General features: G+C 66.2%; 15 protein-coding genes. 8 read left to right on the forward strand and 7 right to left on the reverse strand.

Annotated elements, in window-relative coordinates; translation table 11 throughout:
* The first annotated feature begins 7 nt into the window (after positions 1–7).
* From meaB to FBZ93_RS05355, 3 genes are all read left to right on the forward strand, one after another.
* Positions 8–1,000, forward strand: coding sequence for a methylmalonyl Co-A mutase-associated GTPase MeaB (gene meaB / locus FBZ93_RS05345; protein WP_146984914.1), 993 nt, complete (start codon positions 8–10; stop codon positions 998–1,000).
* Positions 997–1,644 carry a pyroglutamyl-peptidase I gene (locus tag FBZ93_RS05350; protein ID WP_146984915.1) on the forward strand — a complete coding sequence of 216 codons (648 nt, stop codon included), beginning with the start codon at positions 997–999 and terminating at the stop codon, positions 1,642–1,644. Before meaB ends, FBZ93_RS05350 begins: the two co-directional genes overlap by 4 nt.
* A gap of 521 nt (positions 1,645–2,165) precedes the next feature.
* The gene (locus FBZ93_RS05355) at positions 2,166–3,536 is read left to right on the forward strand and encodes a TIGR03808 family TAT-translocated repetitive protein (RefSeq protein ID WP_146984916.1); all 1,371 of its coding nucleotides are present in this window, start codon (positions 2,166–2,168) and stop codon (positions 3,534–3,536) included.
* A 45-nt stretch (positions 3,537–3,581) separates the two neighbouring features.
* Here FBZ93_RS05355 and FBZ93_RS05360 read toward each other — a convergent pair whose 3' ends face one another.
* The 4 genes from FBZ93_RS05360 to FBZ93_RS05375 all read right to left on the reverse strand — a co-directional run bounded on the left by FBZ93_RS05360 (position 3,582) and on the right by FBZ93_RS05375 (position 7,677).
* Positions 3,582–4,076: a TIGR03809 family protein gene (locus FBZ93_RS05360; protein ID WP_146984917.1), complete on the reverse strand. Its 495-nt coding sequence runs from the start codon at positions 4,074–4,076 to the stop codon at positions 3,582–3,584.
* A 559-nt stretch (positions 4,077–4,635) separates the two neighbouring features.
* Positions 4,636–6,312: a S8 family serine peptidase gene (locus tag FBZ93_RS05365; protein WP_146984918.1), complete on the reverse strand. Its 1,677-nt coding sequence runs from the start codon at positions 6,310–6,312 to the stop codon at positions 4,636–4,638.
* 37 nt (positions 6,313–6,349) lie between these two features.
* Positions 6,350–7,111 carry a hypothetical protein gene (locus FBZ93_RS05370; RefSeq protein WP_146984919.1) on the reverse strand — a complete coding sequence of 254 codons (762 nt, stop codon included), beginning with the start codon at positions 7,109–7,111 and terminating at the stop codon, positions 6,350–6,352.
* Positions 7,108–7,677: a sigma-70 family RNA polymerase sigma factor gene (locus FBZ93_RS05375; RefSeq protein WP_035652535.1), complete on the reverse strand. Its 570-nt coding sequence runs from the start codon at positions 7,675–7,677 to the stop codon at positions 7,108–7,110. Before FBZ93_RS05375 ends, FBZ93_RS05370 begins: the two co-directional genes overlap by 4 nt.
* Before the next feature lie 418 nt (positions 7,678–8,095).
* Here FBZ93_RS05375 and FBZ93_RS05380 point away from each other — a divergent pair, with 418 nt between their 5' ends.
* Positions 8,096–9,244, forward strand: a complete 1,149-nt coding sequence (locus FBZ93_RS05380) for a GGDEF domain-containing protein (protein ID WP_146984920.1) — start codon at positions 8,096–8,098, stop codon at positions 9,242–9,244.
* Positions 9,245–9,301: 57 nt separating this feature from the next.
* A complete protein-coding gene (locus FBZ93_RS05385) occupies positions 9,302–10,408 on the forward strand; it encodes a DUF2336 domain-containing protein (RefSeq protein ID WP_050420164.1) in 1,107 nt (368 codons plus the stop codon).
* A 102-nt stretch (positions 10,409–10,510) separates the two neighbouring features.
* Here the strand turns inward: FBZ93_RS05385 and FBZ93_RS05390 are convergent, their stop codons facing one another.
* Together FBZ93_RS05390 and FBZ93_RS05395 are read right to left on the reverse strand one after the other, a co-directional pair.
* On the reverse strand, positions 10,511–11,149 hold the full coding sequence (locus FBZ93_RS05390; protein ID WP_146984921.1) for an NrsF family protein: 639 nt from the start codon (positions 11,147–11,149) through the stop codon (positions 10,511–10,513).
* A 2-nt stretch (positions 11,150–11,151) separates the two neighbouring features.
* On the reverse strand, positions 11,152–11,697 hold the full coding sequence (locus tag FBZ93_RS05395; RefSeq protein WP_146984922.1) for a sigma-70 family RNA polymerase sigma factor: 546 nt from the start codon (positions 11,695–11,697) through the stop codon (positions 11,152–11,154).
* 326 nt (positions 11,698–12,023) lie between these two features.
* Here FBZ93_RS05395 and FBZ93_RS05400 point away from each other — a divergent pair, with 326 nt between their 5' ends.
* Both FBZ93_RS05400 and FBZ93_RS05405 read left to right on the forward strand, forming a co-directional pair.
* Complete coding sequence (locus FBZ93_RS05400) at positions 12,024–12,710, forward strand: hypothetical protein (RefSeq protein WP_146984923.1); 687 nt, start codon at positions 12,024–12,026, stop codon at positions 12,708–12,710.
* Positions 12,711–12,835: 125 nt separating this feature from the next.
* Positions 12,836–13,615 carry an enoyl-CoA hydratase gene (locus FBZ93_RS05405; protein ID WP_146984924.1) on the forward strand — a complete coding sequence of 260 codons (780 nt, stop codon included), beginning with the start codon at positions 12,836–12,838 and terminating at the stop codon, positions 13,613–13,615.
* A gap of 90 nt (positions 13,616–13,705) precedes the next feature.
* Here the strand turns inward: FBZ93_RS05405 and FBZ93_RS05410 are convergent, their stop codons facing one another.
* The gene (locus FBZ93_RS05410; RefSeq protein ID WP_146984925.1) at positions 13,706–15,568 is read right to left on the reverse strand and encodes an acetyl-CoA hydrolase/transferase C-terminal domain-containing protein; all 1,863 of its coding nucleotides are present in this window, start codon (positions 15,566–15,568) and stop codon (positions 13,706–13,708) included.
* A 241-nt stretch (positions 15,569–15,809) separates the two neighbouring features.
* On the opposite strand from FBZ93_RS05410, the gene FBZ93_RS05415 reads away from it, so the two are divergent.
* Positions 15,810–17,228: a TolC family outer membrane protein gene (locus FBZ93_RS05415; RefSeq protein WP_208763968.1), complete on the forward strand. Its 1,419-nt coding sequence runs from the start codon at positions 15,810–15,812 to the stop codon at positions 17,226–17,228.
* Positions 17,229–17,336: the final 108 nt, after the last annotated feature.

A 17,336-nucleotide genomic window follows, 5' to 3' on the forward strand; every position in this document is an offset into this window, starting at 1 on the left:
CAATACCATGATCGCCTCGAAGCCTGCCTCTCCCGATATAGCCGCCCTCGCCCAGCAGCTCCGCGCCGGCCACCGCGCCGCGCTGGCGCGGGCGATCACGCTGGTCGAAAGCCGGCGGGGCGACCACCAGGCCTCCGCGCGCGAGCTGGTGCAGGCGCTCTTGCCCGACACCGGCAAGGCGGTGCGGGTCGGCATCACCGGTTCGCCCGGCGTCGGCAAATCGACCACCATCGATGCGCTCGGCATGTTCCTGATCGAGCGCGGCCATAAGGTCGCGGTGCTCGCGGTCGATCCCTCTTCGGCGCGCACCGGCGGTTCGATCCTCGGCGACAAGACACGGATGGCGCGGCTTGCCGTCAGCGACGCCGCCTTTATCCGCCCCTCGCCCTCGTCCGGCACGCTCGGCGGCGTCGCGGCGAAAACCCGCGAGGCGATGCTGCTCTGCGAGGCCGCCGGCTTCGATGTCGTGCTGGTCGAGACCGTCGGCATCGGCCAGTCCGAGACTGCAGTCTGCGACATGACCGATTTCTTCCTGGCGCTGATGCTGCCGGGCGCCGGCGACGAGTTGCAGGGCATCAAGAAGGGCCTCGTCGAACTCGCCGACATGATCGCGATCAACAAGGCCGACGGCGACAATCTCAAGCGCGCCAATCTCGCCGCCGCCGACTATCGCAGCGCGCTGCACATCCTGGCGCCGCGCTCCGAGCACTGGCATCCGCCGGTCGAGACCTATTCCGCGCTGACCAGCGCCGGGCTCGACAAGCTCTGGCAGAAGATCCTCGACCACCGCACCGCGATGAACGCCTCGGGCGAATTCGCCGCCCGCCGCAGGGAGCAGCAGGTGAAGTGGATGTGGTCGATGCTGGAAAGCCGGATGATGGCGCGGCTGCGCAGCGATGCAGCGATCCGCGCCAAGGTGAAGAAGATGGAGGCCGAGGTCGCTGGCGGCCGCATCTCGCCCGCGGTTGCCGCCGAGCAGATCGCGGAGATGCTGCATTGAGCGGCCGACTGCGCATCCTGTTCACCGGCTTCGGACCGTTCCCCGGTGCGCCGTTCAACCCGACCATGCCGTTGGTGAAGCGGCTGGTCGCCCTGCGCCGCCCCGCCTTCGACGACGTTACACTGTCTAGTCACATCTTCGATGTCACCTACGCGGCCGTCGATCGCGAATTGCCGGAGCTGATCGCAAGCCATCGCCCGCAGGCGCTGTTGATGTTCGGCCTTGCCGGCCGCAGCGCGCATCTGCGGATCGAAAGCCGCGCCCGCAACGCGGTGACGACGCGGTTTCCCGACGCCGGCCGCCAGCATGCGCGCAAGGGATCGATTGCAGGCGGCGCCGATGCGCAGGTGTTCGGCCCGCACAGCGAAAAGCTGCTGCGCGCCGCGCTGATGACCGGCATCGACGCGCGGCTGTCGCGCGATGCCGGCAGCTATCTCTGCAACTATCTGAGCTGGCGCGCGATCGAAGTCGTGAACGGCGATAACGGCTTGCACCTCGCGCAATTCGTCCACGTTCCGCCGCTCGCGCACGACGGAACGGCTGCAGCGGGCAAATCATCCATCACGCTGGAAGCGCTGGTCGATGCCGGCGAAGCCATGCTGCTGGAGCTGGTGAAACTGACGAGGCAGGCTGCACGCGCGTGAGCGAGACGGATTGGACGGTGCAAGTGTCGCGAGAATGCGGCGGATGATCCGCAGCTCGCTGCAACACATTCGCCGTCGTCCTGGCGAAAGCCAGGACCCATAACCACGAGTGCTGATTGTTGAACAGGCTGGAACGACGAGACCCATCCATACTTCCGCCGCGGAGTATGGGTCCTGGCTTTCGCCAGGACGACGCTCGGAAGGAGCCGTGGACTCTCACGCCGGATCACCGCGTGCACGGGTGATGACACCGAATAAGCTGTTTGACATCTGAATCTGGGTTCTCACCCCGTCATTGCGAGCGAAGCGAAGCAATCCATTTTGCCACAAGCGGAGAAATCGATTGCTTCGTCGCTTCGCTCCTCGCAATGACTGCGGGGAGCCATCAGTTCCACCCGCGATTAACCCTACCGCCAACTATCGCCCGGCTGCGGCGGCGTGTTCACCAAGCCGCGGCGGATTTCGGGCTACTGATCGGGCGCGAACGTCACCGCTCGCGAATGTTTGCGAGGGCCACGCCCATGGACGTCAACCGCCGCCATCTCATCGGAGCATCCGCCGCCGGCGCAGCCGGCGCGCTGGCGATGTCGCCGGATGCGGTGCGCGCCGCGCAGTCTGCCGGCTCGCTCGGCCGCGACGTCACGCAATATGGCGTCCGCCCCGGCAGTCCCGACGATCAAACCCGCAACCTGCAGCGCGCGATCGATGATGCCGCTCGCGCGCAGGTGCCGCTGGCGTTCCCGCCCGGCGTCTACCGCAGCGGACTGTTGCGGCTGGCGCCCGGCAGCCAGCTGATCGGCGTGCGCGGCGCAAGCCGGCTGGTGTTCAACGGCGGCGCCTCGCTGCTGGAGGCCGAAGGCGCCGGCGGCATTGTCCTCATGGGCCTCACCTTCGACGGCGGTAACGTCCCGCTGCCGGCGCGGCGCGGCCTGGTGCATTGCCTGGCCGGCCGCGACATCCGCATCACCGATTGCCAAGTCACCGGCAGCGGCGGCAGCGGCATCTGGTTCGAGCAGATGTCAGGCGACGTCAGCAACAACATCTTCACCGGCATCGCATCGACCGCACTGGTGTCGTTCGACGCGCTCGGTCTGATCGTCTCACGCAACACCATCAAGGGCACCAGCGACAACGGCATCGAGATCCTGCGTAGCGCGATCGGCGACGACGGCTCGATCGTCGCCGACAACCGCATCGAGGACATCAAGGCCGGCCCCGGCGGCTCCGGTCAGTACGGCAACGCCATCAACGCCTTCCGCGCCGGCAATGTGATCGTGCGCGGCAACCGCATCAGCAACTGCGACTTCTCGGCGGTGCGCGGCAATTCGGCCTCCAACATCCACATCACGGACAACAGCGTCAGCAATGTCCGCGAGGTCGCGCTCTATTCGGAGTTCTCGTTCGAGGCCGCGGTGATCGCCAACAACACCGTCGATGGCGCCGCGATCGGCGTCTCCGTATGCAATTTCAACGAAGGCGGCCGCATCGCGGTGGTCCAGGGCAACATCATCCGCAATCTGTTGCCGAAGCGCCCTGTTGGCACCGATCCGAACGACGGTGCCGGCATCGGCATCTATGTCGAGGCCGACAGCACCGTCACCGGCAATGTGATCGAGAACGCGCCGACCTTCGGCATCGTCGCCGGCTGGGGCAAGTACCTGCGCGATGTCGCGATATCGGGCAATGTCGTCCGCAACGCCCTCATCGGCATCGGGGTCTCGGTGGTGCCAGGCGCAGGCTCCGCGCTGATCAACAACAACATGATCTCGGAAACCCCGCGCGGCGCGGTGGTCGGGCTCGACCACGCACACCCTGTTACGTCGGACCTGTCGGCGGCCGGCGCGCAGCAATTTGCGCAGCTCGTGGTCGGTGCTAACGCAGTGCGGCGCTGACCTATTATTTGAGCATGATCTCCGCGCAAGCGCTCCGCGCTTGCTCTACAGCGCGTTGCGCAGCAGAGGATAGCGTCGCTGGATGGTGTCGAGGTCAAGCACCGGCGGCGGCATCACCGCAGGGGGCATCTCCAGCCGCGGCGCGTCGGCGACGACGGGCGGCCGCTCGAGCACCTCGGCCGCCGTCTCAAACGCGGCCGCAACGGCAGTCATCGCGGCCTCCGCCAGGGTCGCAATCTCCGCGCGGCGCTCCGGCATCGGCGAGAGATCGGGCGGCGGCAGTTTCGACTTGCCACGGCCGAGCCAGGACAGGTCGATCGGTGAATTGTCGAGCGAGGCTTCGCGGGTCAGCAATTCCCGCCAGATGTCGACCGCCGCGCGGGCTTCCCTGATGTTCTCCAGAAAGGCCTGCTCGCTGTGATAGCGGCGCCAGCGTCCGGTCTCGAACAGCTCGTTGAGGTGCTCCAGCCTTTGCTCGGCGAGGTTGCACCAGCGCGCAACGATCTCCTGGCCTCTGGCCACGTCGGTCCGATGTGTCATTGAATTTGCCCGCAGGGAAAGAAACGGACGCAGACGCAACCGAACCGAATCAACTGGACGTGACACTGATATTCTGTGGAAAAGGTAAATAAAGTCTAACTAAATTCTTAATCGGCGGCGGGCGATGAAAGAAGTCCGCTCTACTACGGAGTTTCTTGCGCGAACCTTCGTCGAGTCATCGACTTGCATGATGGCGATGCGCGTCGCTTGCGAACGCGGCGCAGCCAAGAGATCCACAGCAAACCGGTACGGCCATCGCGCCCCGCCACGCCGCCGCGATCACCCAGCGGAGCGCTGGATGCCGTAGCCGCGTTCGGCCAGTCGCGCGTGCAAAGTGCCCCCAAAATGAAAGACCCGTCCGGGGGGACAACCGGACGGGTCAAAGCCATATGGGCGCTTGGGGTGGATGGGCGCTCGCGCCTGATATAGCCGGGGAGGGATAAACCGCTCCCACACACATAAGTCGTGAGAGGAAGGCGGACGTTCAAATCGTCGGCGATTTTTTTAACCTTTCGCCGCCAGGTTCCATCGCACCGTTGCAGGCGTCCGGTGCTGAAAATCACTGTGCCGCGCGGTGATTTGCAGCGGAATCCTCCGATGCGACCGACGGCGCGCCTTCATTCAACGCGCGGCTCACGGAAGTGTTATTGCCGTCCGGTGTCAGCGCGGGCTGCGGCGGTTTGTCCACCGCCGACGCGACTGGCGCGCTGGCCGCCGCCATCACCGCGGCGAGCGCGTCCGCTTCCCCGGCCCCGAACAGATCGTCGCGTCCGGGTGTCCCGAGATCACGGGCCGTGCCGGTCAGGATGCTTCGCACTTGGGCAGGCTTCAAAGCCGGACCGCGCTCCAGCACCAGCGCGGCGATGCCGCTGACGAACGCGGCTGAAAACGAGGTGCCCGACATCAGCTGGTACTTGCCGTCCGGCACCGGCACAAGGAGGTCGGCGCCCGGCGCCGCCAGCGCGACATAGCTGCCGCGGTTCGATGCCGCCATCAGCCGGTCGCCGGCGTCGATGCCGCTCACGGCGATCACGTCGGGATAGCCGGCCGGATACAGCGGCGGCGATTTTGGTCCGGCATTGCCGGCCGCGGCGACCAGCACGACGTCCCTCGCCGCAGTGGCGGCCAGCGCGCGCTCAACAAGTGCGTCCTTCGGTCCGGCAAAGCTCATGTTCACGATCTGCGCGCCGTGCGCCACCGCGTAGTCGAGGCCTCTGAGGATCACATAAGAGGTGCTCTCAGCGCCGCCGGCAACCGCACCGAAGGCGCGGATCGCCAGGATCCGCACTTCCGGCGCGCTCCCCGTCAGCTTGACGCGCGCGGCGATTGCGCCGGCGATGGCGGTGCCATGGGCATGCGGGCCATCCTTGCTGCCGAGCGCATCGAACGTATCGGCGACCGTGTTCGCCAGCTCCGGATGGGCAGCATCGATGCCGGAATCGATGACGGCAAGAGTGACATTCATCCCGCGCGCCAGCCTGTGCGCCTCGGGCAGGTGCAACTGCGTCTGCGCATATTGCGCCGGATCATTGCCGGCCGATGGCGTCTTCTGGTCCTGCAGCGCGTAACGGTAGTTCGGCTGCACGGAGCGGACGCTGCTGTCGCCTGCGAATTCGAGGCTCACGGTATCGGCCGAGCGATTGCCGGCGATGCGGAACAGGCCGATGGTCGCCCCCAGCAACGGAATATTCTGCGAGGCAATCCGCCGCAGGCCATGCCGGCGTGCGAGCGCGTCGGTCTGGGCCTCGGACAAGGCGCCGTCGATCTCCGCCACGAGCTCGTTCGGCACGGTTCGCGTGCCCGCCGCGTCCTGCGCGCGCGTGCCACCGCCGCCGGCCCTGCCCTTGCTCGCCACGCCCTTGCCGCCACCGCTAGCGGCACCCGGCCGGTCGGAGCATTGGCCGCGGTCGCAGCCGGCGGAGAAACGGGGTGAGTCGCGTGCATTGAGCGGCCGCATTCCCGATCGCGGCCCCTCGCCGGTCCACGACCCAGCCGGGCCGCGGTCGGCCGATAGCCGAGTGCGGCCAGCCATGCCGCCGAACCCGCCCGCGGCATTGCTACCTGCCCTACCGATGCCAGGATTGACCCGCGGACCGAGCGACATTTGTGGCCCGCCGCCACCAGGCGATCGCATGAAATTCTGGGCGTGGGCGGAACCGGACACGCAAACCAGCAGCAACGCCGCGGCCGCGACGGCCGCTCTGTTCGTCGATCTGGTCCGGCCGTTGGCGGCCATGGTGACCTCAAGTCGGCGCAGAACCGTCAGCCGCAGGCTACGGCGTCTCCACCGCGAGGCTGACGATCTTCTCTTTCTGCAAACGGGCAATCAGCGACGCGACGCTGTCCTTGTCCATCGCGCGGAACTGCAACCGGAACATGCCGCCCTTCCCGTCGACGATCGAGCCCTGGTAATTCTCCAGCAGCGACGTGATGTCGGCGATCCTGGCTTCCGGCGTGAAGCGAACCAACAGCCGCGTCGGCGTTGCCGCCACGCTGGCGCCGAGATCGCGGGTGATCGGCGCACTGGACGCACTCGGGGCTGCGCTCGGCGCAACGGCTGTGCTCGGCGCGCTGCGCTGTTCGGCGACATCGAGCGAGGCGGTCTGGAACGAAGCCGGCTGGCTGCGCATCAACACCGCGCCGATCACGCCGGCCTGCAACAGCACCACGAGCGCGCCGAGGCTCGACGACCAGGCCAGCGTCCGCGGCGACAATCTGGAAAAGAACTCCGAGATCCCGGCCGACATACGTGCACCCGCCGACGGCTTGCGCTCCGGCTCGGCATCGATCGCGGCAAACAGCTTCTGCATGGCGCGCGCCGAGGGCGCACCGAGGCTCTCGTTGAGGCCGATGGTCTCGGCATATTCCTCGCGGATGACGGCATACTGCCGGGCGAGCTTCGGATCGGAAGCGAGCGCGTCCTCGACGCGGCGCGCGTCACGCGCGTTCAGCGTGCCGGCCGCGTGCCAGGGCAGCAGCATCTCGACATCGTCAGGTTCTTGACCCTGCACCTTCTTGTTGCTCGCAGCCGTCATGGCCAACCTCGCTCGACACCGGCTGCCTTCAGCAACTCGGCAAGTTTCTTGCGCGCATAGAACAGGCGCGTCTTGACGGTGTTCTCCGGAATCCCGACGATCTCAGCGACGTCTTCCACGGATTTCTCGTGATAGTAGACAAGATCGACGATCTCCCGGTGTTCCGCTGATAGTCCCGTCAGGCACTTACGCAGCGTCGCGCCGGTGTCCTTCTTCTGCACCACCGTTTCCGGATCGTCGGACGTATCCTCGATCGCGTTCGCGGCCTCATCGTCCAGTTCGGCGTCTTTCCTTCGCCGCAGCGAAGACAACGCCTTGAACCGGGTAATCGCCAGAAGCCAGGTTGAAACGGCGGATCGTCCCTCAAACTTGCCCGCCTGACGCCACACGTCCAGAAAGACCTCGCTGATGAGGTCCTCCGCCACCTGTTCGTCCCGCACGAGCCGAAGCCCGAAGCGGTACACCCTGACATGATGCCGTCCGTACAGCACCTGCATGGCGAGCCGGTCGCCTTGAGCGATCCGAGCGATCAGAACCTCGTCTGAAGCCGCCTGTGTCGCGCTCAATGGCCGTCTCGCAAAGTTGGTCTGAGGGGGGTGGCGCGTGGTTCGACGCGAGAGCCAAGATTCTTCACATTACGGCAATGTCCAGACCGCATGTGTGATCTATGACACAGTCGACGATCCCAATGAGGAAAAATCGCCGGAGACTCGACAAGCGGTATCATAACACCAAAAACTCTTGCGGACGCCCACCGTCCGGCCGGACCATACCAAGCCTTGGCCGGCAAGCCAGCGCCGTTGCGAAGGCCGCATCGGCGCAAGCTCGCGGCAGGCGCGCTCCCGGTCCCTCGCGGTGAACGGATTCCCCTTACGAAACAAGGGTGATGACCGGGTTCCACCGGAGCAGATTCGGTTCCAAAAGATACCAAACCTAAAGGCTTTCCCACTTAGATTTTCGCCGGATTTCACCAATGGCGAGACCATGGGCAGCGCTGCGTCGTCACTTCCCAGCCCGGTCGCGGGCGCATCGGAAAGCGGCCGTCCCAGGCTGACGGTCGAGCGCTTGGCGCGGCGGGCCAGGCAGCGCCGCCAGATCCAATCGATGATCGCCGCCTGCTTCGTGCTCGATGCCGCCGTGCTGCTGATCTACGCACATGCCGGCACCACGTCGGTGCTGGTCGCGACGAGCTATGCCCTGACCGGCCTCTTTCTCGTCGCGGTCTATGTGCTGCTCTCGGAGCGCGGCTTTCACGAGCGCTTCCGCGACCACTACCTGGTCGCGCCGCAATCGGCCGTCAACATGGTGAACCTGCTGGTGTTCACCTACATCGCGCCGGAAGTCGGCGTGCTGTTCCTCTGCAACTTGTTCGTGGTGTTCGGCTTCGGTGCGCTGCGGACCTCGGCGCGGCAGACCGCTGTTGTCTGGACCATTATGGTGCTGGGCCTTGCCGCGCTGTTTCTCGGAACTGACAAGGCGATCGGGATGCCGACCGGCACCCGGATCGATCGCCTCGCCACCATGCTGGTGTTCGCCCTGACGATCGGGCGCTGCATGTATCTCGGCATTTTCTCGAGCTCGATGCAGCAATCGCTGTATCAGAGCGGCGTGAAGCTGAAGGAGGCCTACCGGCGCATCGAGGAGCTCGCCGAGCTCGACGAGCTGACCGGCACCTCCAATCGCCGCAGCATCATGCGCACGCTCGAGGACGAGATCGCGCGCTGTGCCCGCAACGGCAGCACCTGCGCGGTGGCGCTGATCGACCTCGACCATTTCAAGCGCATCAACGACGTCTACGGCCATCCGATCGGCGACGAGGCGCTGCGCACCTTCGCCATCGGCATGTTCGCCAATCTCCGGAGCATCGACCGCTTCGGCCGCTACGGCGGCGAGGAATTCCTGCTGGTGCTGCCCGACCTGTCGCAGGACCAGGCGATGCGTGCGCTCGAGCGGCTGCGCGCCATCATCGCCGATCTCGACTGGAGCGCATTCTCGCCCGGCATGCGGGTGACGATCTCCGCAGGCGTCACGACGCTCAAGCCGAACGAAAACTCCGACACATTGCTCGCCCGCGCCGACGGCGCGCTTTACGCAGCCAAGGCCAGGGGACGCAATCGCATCGCCAGCGCCTGATCTTTCATTTCCTATTCGGCGGCGGAGAATCCGTCGCCATCGCTCCAGGACAGAGTCATGAGTTTGAAGCCCGAGACCGCCCCCGAAAGTCTGCTCGACGAGCTGCAGACGACGCTTGCGCACGGCACCGTCGCCCGCCGTGTCGAGACGCTGCGCCGCGTGACCGACCTCTTCATCAACGGCTCAGTGAACTATTCGAACGAGCAGATCGTGCTGTTCGACGACGTTTTCCAATGCCTGCTCGAGCACATCGAGAACTCGGCCAAGGCGCTGCTCGCCAACCGCCTCGCCCCGATCGACACCGCGCCGCCGCAGACCATCCGCACCCTTGCATTCGACGATCTGATCGAGGTCGCAGGCCCCGTGCTGACGCTGTCGCCGCGGCTCGACGATGACACCCTGATCGAGACGGCGCGCAGCAAGAGCCAGGCGCATCTGCTCGCGATCTCCAACCGCAAGACGCTGAGCGGCGCCGTCACCGACGTGCTGGTGCTGCGCGGCAATGACGAGGTGATCCAGAGCGCGGTCAACAATCCCGGCGCGGAGTTCACCGAGCGCGGCTTCACCCGGCTGGTCAGCCGCGCCGAGGGCGACGACAATCTGTCGACCTGCGTCGGCCTGCGCCCGAACATCCCGCGGCATCTCTATCTCAAGCTGGTCGCCAAGGCCTCGGACACGGTCAGGCAGCGGCTCGAGGCTGCCAATCCGCAGCAAGCCAAGGAGATTCCGATCGCAGTGAAGGAAGCGACGCGGCGCGCGCGCTCGGCACCCTCCGGCGTGACGCCGGACACCACGATTGCGCATGCGCTGGTCAAGTCGCTCTACCAGGACGGCCGGCTCGACGAATTCCAGCTCGCGGCCTTCGCCGAGGCCGGCAAGTTCGACGAGACCAATGCCTCGCTTGCCGCGCTCGCCAATGTCTCGGTCAGTATCGCCGAGAACATGATGATCGAAACCCGCGCCGAGGGCGTGATGATCCTGGCCAAGGTCTCGGGCTTGTCATGGTCGACGGTGCGATCGATCATCAATCTGCGCGACGACATCTCGGGCGGCGAGCCGACCGACCTGCAGGCCTGCAAGGACACCTACGAGCGGCTGCGGCCATCGACCGCGCAGCAGGTGCTGCGCTTCCATCGCATGCAGCAATCCGCGCCCGCGGCTTAATCGCCGATCTGGCGTAGCCCGGATGGAGCGAAGCGCAATCCGGGATCCTCAAGCCGCGCCGAGCCCCCCGGATTTCGCTACGCTGCATCCGGGCTACAAAAGTCAGTACCGCAACGCCCGCGTCCCCATCAGCGCGCCGACGCTCGCGACGATCGCGGTCGCCAGCGTGTACCAGGTGGCGACGAACAGCGGCGAGTCATCGGTACAATGCGACGCATAGACGGTGGCCGCGAGGCCTGCGCAGAGCAGGCCCGCCACCGCGCCGGCGACCGCAGGCCGCGCCGGCGCGCCCTGCCGCAGCCCGTACAGCGCGCCGACCAGCAGCGGCAGCGACATCGCGGGGATCGCGGTCATGCATGCCATCGAGTTCTTGCCGATCAGCCGCGTCATCATCGGCGTGCGCTGCGGCATCATCATCTCGCCGCTGATCGCGGCAACGAGGATACCGGCGGGAATCAGCAGCCACCAGCCGAAGCTGCGCAGCGAGGCTTCCGGCCGTGACAGATGCAGGCTGACCGCGATCGCCGAGGCGGCTAGCGCCAGGGTCACCGCAAACTTCAGGTCGAAGAACGGATTATGCATCGCGGTCATCACGTCGGGCCGCACGCCGAGCTCAGCGAAGAAGATCAAGAGCGAGACCGGCGCCGCCGCCAGCAGCGCCAGCATCAGCGCAACACCGATCGGGCGCGCACGATACGCGTTGTCGGCGGCAAGGGTTCGAATGAGTTGATCGGTATCCATGCTCATTGGTCCCGTAATTTCGCGGTAAGGCTCGCAAGCCCGCGATGCAGGGCGACCCGCACCGCGCCCTCGGTCATCGAGAATTTCGCCGCGGTATCCTTGATCGAGGCGCTGTCGACCGCGATCGATTGCAGCACGTCGCGCTGCCGTGCCGGCAACGCCTGCAACTGGGCGGTGACCTCACTGGGCGATGCCGTCGGCTCCGGTGTTTCCCCCGGCAGCGTCTCGGCGAAGTCATCGATGTTGACGAAGATGCGCTTGCCGCGGCGGCGCAGCGCGTCGATCAGCTTGTTGCGCGCGATCGCGAACAGCCACGGCGCGAACGGGGCGTTGCTGTCCCAGGTCTGTCGCTTCAAATGAACCGCCAACAAGATGTCCTGCACGATGTCCTCGGACTGATCGACCGGTTGTCCCGCGCGCGCCAAGCCACGTCGCGCCGCGGCACGGAGTACCGGCGTGATGGCCTTGAGCAGGCGATGATACGCCGCGTCATCGCCAGAAATGGCCGACCGCATCAGGTCGGTCCATTCATCCTCACGTTCGCGCACGCAGGCTCCTGAATTGCAATTCGGCCGATCTTTCAGTTCGTTACGCGGTCAACCAAGAATATCACGAATTCGTGATCGCGATCCTCCGGTCAGGCCGCGCCGGAGATCGGGCGCAAAGAATCGCTCCGGCGGGTTTCCAGACGCCACGGCTCATAACACCGATCGGTCCGACAAGCATCGGGGTGCAGTAGCCGATCACCCGCTGGGACGAAATTGCCCAGCTTTTGCCCCCTGAGGCCCGAAGATTCCCTTTTTTTGCCCCGGTGTGGACACGCAGCGGGGTCTCATTTCGGCATTGGGACGGGCGAAATGGGGAGATCATCAGAATGAAGATCAAAGCCAATGGGCGCTTGGCCTTGATGGTTGCGACAGGGCTGACCGGGCTTGCCGTGTGTCTCGCTGTTCCGTTGCCGGCACATGCGGCCGGTTCGGACGCATCGGCATCGAAATCCGACAACGCAACGACCGACAAGTCCGCGCAACAGAGTTCGCGGCATGTCCGGCGCCATGCGCGTCACAGCTCGTCCAAGACCGCCGACAAGTCGGCTGACAAATCCGAGGGCAAGAAGACGGCCAGCAAGGACGCCGGCAGCGTGACGTCGGCCGGCATGCCGGCCACGGTCGCCAATGCCAATGCGGAGCTGACCTCCGGCGACGGCAATGCGAGCACCCCGCCGGCAAGCGTCAATCCGGTGATGGCCGCCTCCGACAAGCCCGCCGACGCGCACCCCGACGGCAGCGTGGTCGCATCCGACCAGCTCAACGACCTCGACCGGGCCCTGCAACAGGAGCAGCCGGCGGAACAACCGCAACCGGTTCAGCCACAGACCGCCCAGCAGGAGGCGCCGGCTGTGCAGCCGCCGCCCGCCGCCGCAGCGGCACCCAAGCCGGCCCCGGTTCTGGCGAGCAGCGACAGCGCGAGCTGGGACCAGACCTCACTGATCGGGAAGATCTTCATCGGCTTCGGCGCCCTGCTCACGGTGGCCTCCGCCGCACGGATGTTCATGGCCTAGCCGAGGCGCTTGCGGCTTGCGGCGCTGGGTAGCGCCGCACCGCGGCCCAAAGCCTCGCTTCGGCCCTTGAAGCGCATCCCGCCAGCGGGCACATTGCCCGCCAAATCAGGCACGGGGTTTGCGTCATGGCTACGTTCGAATTCATCATTGTCGAGAGCAAGGGACCGGTCGGCGTCATCACGCTGAACCGGCCGAAAATGCTGAATGCGCTGTCGTTCGGCGTGTTCCGCGAGATCGCCGCGGCGGTCGACGATCTCGAGGCTGACGACAAGATCGGCAGCATCCTGATCACCGGCAGCGAGAAGGCCTTCGCCGCCGGCGCCGACATCAAGGAGATGCAGCCGAAGGGCTTCATCGACATGTTCAACAGCGACTTCACCGCCATCGGCGGCGATCGCGTCGCGCGTTGCCGCAAGCCGACCATCGCGGCGGTCGCGGGCTATGCGCTCGGCGGCGGCTGCGAGCTCGCGATGATGTGCGACATCATCATCGCCGCAGACACCGCCAAGTTCGGCCAGCCGGAAATCACCCTCGGCACCATTCCCGGCATCGGCGGCACGCAGCGCCTGACCCGCGCGATCGGCAAGTCGAAGGCAATGGATCTCTGCCTGACCGGGCGGATGATGGATGCGGCGGAAGCCGAGCGCTCGGGCCTGGTGTCGCGGATCGTTCCCGCCGACAAGCTCCAGGAAGAGGCGCTCGCCGCGGCCGAGAAGATCGCCTCGATGTCGCGTCCGGCCGCCGCGATGGCCAAGGAGGCCATCAACCGCGCGTTCGAGACGCCGCTTTCGGAAGGCATGAATGTCGAGCGCAACCTGTTCCACTCGACCTTCGCGCTCGAGGATCGCTCCGAGGGCATGGCGGCCTTCATCGAGAAGCGCAAGCCGGTCAACAAGAACCGCTAAAGCGCGATGCGATCAGGTTGAAGCGTGATCGCGCTTTAGCTTTTTGTTTGCGCATGATCTCGTCGGAAAACCGCTTCGCAGTTTTCCGGATCATGCGTTGCGGCTCCGTTGCAGTGCCGCGGTGACGAGCGCGCGATAGGCGCGCTCGGCGACGTGTGCCGGCTTGTCGAGACCGAGCCGAGCCAGGCATTCGCGGTCGGCGGCATCGGGCGGATGCCGCATGCCCTGCCACAGCAGGCCGGCGAGTTGCAGCGACGAGCGCTGGGCCTGCTGCAAGATCTGCAGCGCCGGAATCAGCCGCTGCTCGACGTCGGTGAAGTCGCTGCCGAACGGGAATGACGGCAGCAGGCCCGAATCGCGCGCGGGCTTCAGCGCAGCGCTGATTCGCTCCGGACAGTTCTCGCGGTGCGCGGCGGGGATTTCGTGATCACGTGGCAGCTTGCCGGCATCCTTGGCCTGCCGCATCAACTCGCTTTGGAAACGCGAGTCAGACACCTCCAGCATCGCGGCGATCACGTCCGCGTCGGATTTTCCACGCGTATCCGCAACGCCATATTCGGTGACGAAGATATCGCGCAGGTGTCGCGGAATCGTCTCGTGGCCATAGGACCAGCGGATGTTCGACTGCGCCTTCTTGCCGGACTGATGGGTTGCCTCCAGCGCCAGCACCGAGCGTGCGCCTTCGAGCGCGAATGCCTGTGCCACGAAATTGTACTGGCCACCGACGCCGCTCACGACCTGGCCGTTGTCGAGCCCGTCGGAGATCGCAGCGCCGAGCAGCGTCGCCATCATCGCGTTGTTGACGAAGCGCGCATCGACACGGGCGCGGCGCTTGCCCTCCTCGTCGCCGAAGATCTCGTTGGTGAAGGACACAGGCATCATCTGGACTTGTGCCAGCTGCTCGGGCTTCATCTCGCGCAGCGCGCGATAGAAGGATTGCGGCCCCAGGAAGAATGCGCCGTGCAGCATCACGCCGCCAATGTCGCGCTTGAGAATGCCGGCGTCGATCAGCCCGAGGAACGCCTCGAACAGCATCTCGCTGACGCCATAGAGGCCCTTCTCGAACGGCCCGGTCTCGGCCGCTGCGGCCTGTGCGGTACCGGGCGCAAGGCGCTGCATGATGCCGTGGAATTGTGCGTTGTCGCGATGCCGGACCACGAGGCCCTGCGCCAGCGCATCGCCGACCTGCCCGATCCCGATCTGCAGCGTGCCGCCATCGCGCACCAGACCGGCGGCATGCAATCCGATGGCATATTTGGTGTCGCTGATCGGCTCCGACGGCGGCGCGAACAGCGGGAAATCGGTATCCGGACTGTCGAGCACCGCGGCGAATTCATCGGCCGGCAGGTCGCCGGGTCCGGGCATGAACGGCAGCTCGGAATTGACCTGGCCGATCAGCTTGAAAGACGCCCGTCCCTGTGCCCGGGCGCGCAGCACGTCGAGCGTCGTGTCGGTGTTGCAGCTCAGGCTATAGCGCGGCACGCCGTCGATGACGCGCTTGGCAACCAGCTGGGGAACGACATTCAGTCCGCGCGACAACAGGTACGACGCCGCGTGGGTGTAATTCGCGGAAATGTAGTGCTGCTGCGCGAACGGCTGATACAGCCACTGCCCCGCGAGGAAGAAGAACTCGATTACCTTGATGTTGGGCGGAAGCGCGCCGCGATGCAGCGCATCCGCATAGGCGAGATCCGGGTAGCCGCCGAACAGGCGATCTATCACCGGTCCGATGAAGCGCTGTTCGAGCAGGCTCTTCGGCTTCGGCTTTTCCAGCGTCAACGCGGAGAACAGCGTCAGGTTGATGGAGCGGTCGGCCACCGCCCGCGCATACAGCGCGTTGACGATGTGGTTGGCCTTGCCGAGGCCGAGCGGCAGCCCGACCACCAGTTCGGTTCCGACGTCACGAATGATGTGCTCCGCGATCGCCTCGGGGTCGGAGAACAGTATGGGCATCAGCAATGGACCCGGCGGAGACAGTGGATAACCGGCGCCGCGGAATCGGCACCCGGCGGTTCGAATTTATACTTCATATGACAGTCGCGTTCGCCTGTGACGAACCGGCAACAGACAACAACCGAAATGATGTGCAGATGTCGCGGGGCGGTTTGCCTGTGGCGGCGCCGCCCCGTAAACAGGTAGATGTGTCGACGGCGTCGGCGGAGGCGGACTGCCGGGGTTTGGTGTGCGGGATCACATGGTTGAGCGTGCCGCTGGTATTGGCGAGGTGGCGAGGCGCGTGCTTTTGTCGGGCATCGGCCTTGGCGCGCTGGTATGCGCGCTGCTGGCTGACACCGCGGCCCGCGCCGAGAGCCTGCCGGAGGCCCTGGTCAAGGCCTACCAGACCAATCCGCAGCTCAATGCCGAGCGGGCGCGCCAGCGCGCCACCGACGAGAACGTGCCGCAGGCGCTGGCCGGCTATCGTCCCCAGGTCAGCGCCGGCCTCTCGGTCGGCCTTCAGGCGGTGCGCGACCTGCTGCCCGGCAACGTCATCCAGACCGCGACGCTGAAGCCGTGGCAGATAGGGGTCACGGTGACCCAGACCCTGTTCAACGGCTTCAAGACCGCCAACAGCGTCCGCGTCGCCGAACTGCAGGTGCAATCCGGCCGCGAGGCGCTGCGCAATGTCGGCCAGGGCGTGCTGCTCGACGCCGTCACCGCCTATACCAACGTGCTGGCCAACCAGACCCTGGTCGAGGCGCAGCGCTCCAACGTCGCCTTCCTGAAGGAGACCCAGGCGATCACGCAGCGCCGCCTCAATGCCGGCGACGTCACGCCGACCGATACGGCCCAGGCCGAGGCGCGCCTCAACCGCGGCCTCGCCGATCTCAACGCCGCCGAGGTCAACTACGCGGTCAGCCAGGCCACCTATGCGCAGGTGGTCGGCAACTCGCCGTCGCAATTGCGGCCGGCGGAAACCACCGACCGGCTGCTGCCGCGCAGCCGCGAGGATGCGATCGCGCTTGCGCTGCACGAACATCCCGCCGTGACCGCGGCCGGCTTCGATGTCGACGTCGCCTCGACCTCGATCCGCGTCGCCGAGAGCAGCCTGATGCCGAACGTCACCCTGCAGGGCAGCGTCAGCCGCAGCCGCGACAGCGACCAGACGCTCGGTACGTTCGGGACCGACCAGGCCTCGGTGATCGGCCAGGTCACGCAGCCGATCTATGACGGCGGCACCGCGGCCTCGCAGACCCGGCAGGCCAAGGAAGTGGCCGCGCAGAGCCGCCTCGTGCTGGACCAGGTCCGCAACCAGGCCAAGACCGCCGTGGTCAGCGCATGGGTCGCCAATGAGGGCGCCAAGATCGCGGTGTCGGCCTCTGAGTCCGAGGTGAAGGCTGCCGAGGTCGCACTGGCCGGCGTGCAGAAGGAAGCCGCCGGCGGCCAGCGCACCACGGTCGACGTGCTCAACGCCCAGCAGGATCTGATCACGGCGCGGGCGCGGTTGATCGGCGCGCAGCGCGACCGCGTGGTCGCCTCCTACACGCTGCTCAGCGCGATCGGACGCCTCGACGTCAAGACGCTCAATCTCAAGACGCCCGACTACCTGCCCGAGGTGCACTACCATCAGGTGCGCGACGCCTGGCACGGCCTGCGCACGCCGTCGGGACAATAGGCCTCGTGGAACCGGTCGCAGCGCGAACCGGCCCTTTCCGCCCGCTCTCGCCGCCGATAACCTCCGCCCCCGCCGGCAACAGATAATGCCGGTGCGCGGAGTGCGCGC

Source organism: Bradyrhizobium macuxiense, from assembly GCF_007993935.1.
In the GTDB taxonomy this organism is placed as follows: domain Bacteria; phylum Pseudomonadota; class Alphaproteobacteria; order Rhizobiales; family Xanthobacteraceae; genus Bradyrhizobium; species Bradyrhizobium macuxiense_A.

Bases quoted from the DNA above. Each gene is read 5' to 3' on its own strand.
- FBZ93_RS05405 (WP_146984924.1), top strand. From the start codon at position 12,836: ATGGCTACGTTCGAATTCATCATTGTCGAGAGCAAGGGACCGGTCGGC.
- FBZ93_RS05400 (WP_146984923.1), top strand. From the start codon at position 12,024: ATGAAGATCAAAGCCAATGGGCGCTTGGCCTTGATGGTTGCGACAGGG.
- FBZ93_RS05415 (WP_208763968.1), top strand. From the start codon at position 15,810: ATGGTTGAGCGTGCCGCTGGTATTGGCGAGGTGGCGAGGCGCGTGCTT.
- FBZ93_RS05385 (WP_050420164.1), top strand. From the start codon at position 9,302: ATGAGTTTGAAGCCCGAGACCGCCCCCGAAAGTCTGCTCGACGAGCTG.
- FBZ93_RS05410 (WP_146984925.1), bottom strand. From the start codon at position 15,568: ATGCCCATACTGTTCTCCGACCCCGAGGCGATCGCGGAGCACATCATT.
- FBZ93_RS05380 (WP_146984920.1), top strand. From the start codon at position 8,096: ATGGGCAGCGCTGCGTCGTCACTTCCCAGCCCGGTCGCGGGCGCATCG.
- FBZ93_RS05355 (WP_146984916.1), top strand. From the start codon at position 2,166: ATGGACGTCAACCGCCGCCATCTCATCGGAGCATCCGCCGCCGGCGCA.
- FBZ93_RS05390 (WP_146984921.1), bottom strand. From the start codon at position 11,149: ATGGATACCGATCAACTCATTCGAACCCTTGCCGCCGACAACGCGTAT.
- meaB (WP_146984914.1), top strand. From the start codon at position 8: ATGATCGCCTCGAAGCCTGCCTCTCCCGATATAGCCGCCCTCGCCCAG.
- FBZ93_RS05370 (WP_146984919.1), bottom strand. From the start codon at position 7,111: ATGACGGCTGCGAGCAACAAGAAGGTGCAGGGTCAAGAACCTGACGAT.
- FBZ93_RS05360 (WP_146984917.1), bottom strand. From the start codon at position 4,076: ATGACACATCGGACCGACGTGGCCAGAGGCCAGGAGATCGTTGCGCGC.
- FBZ93_RS05365 (WP_146984918.1), bottom strand. From the start codon at position 6,312: ATGGCCGCCAACGGCCGGACCAGATCGACGAACAGAGCGGCCGTCGCG.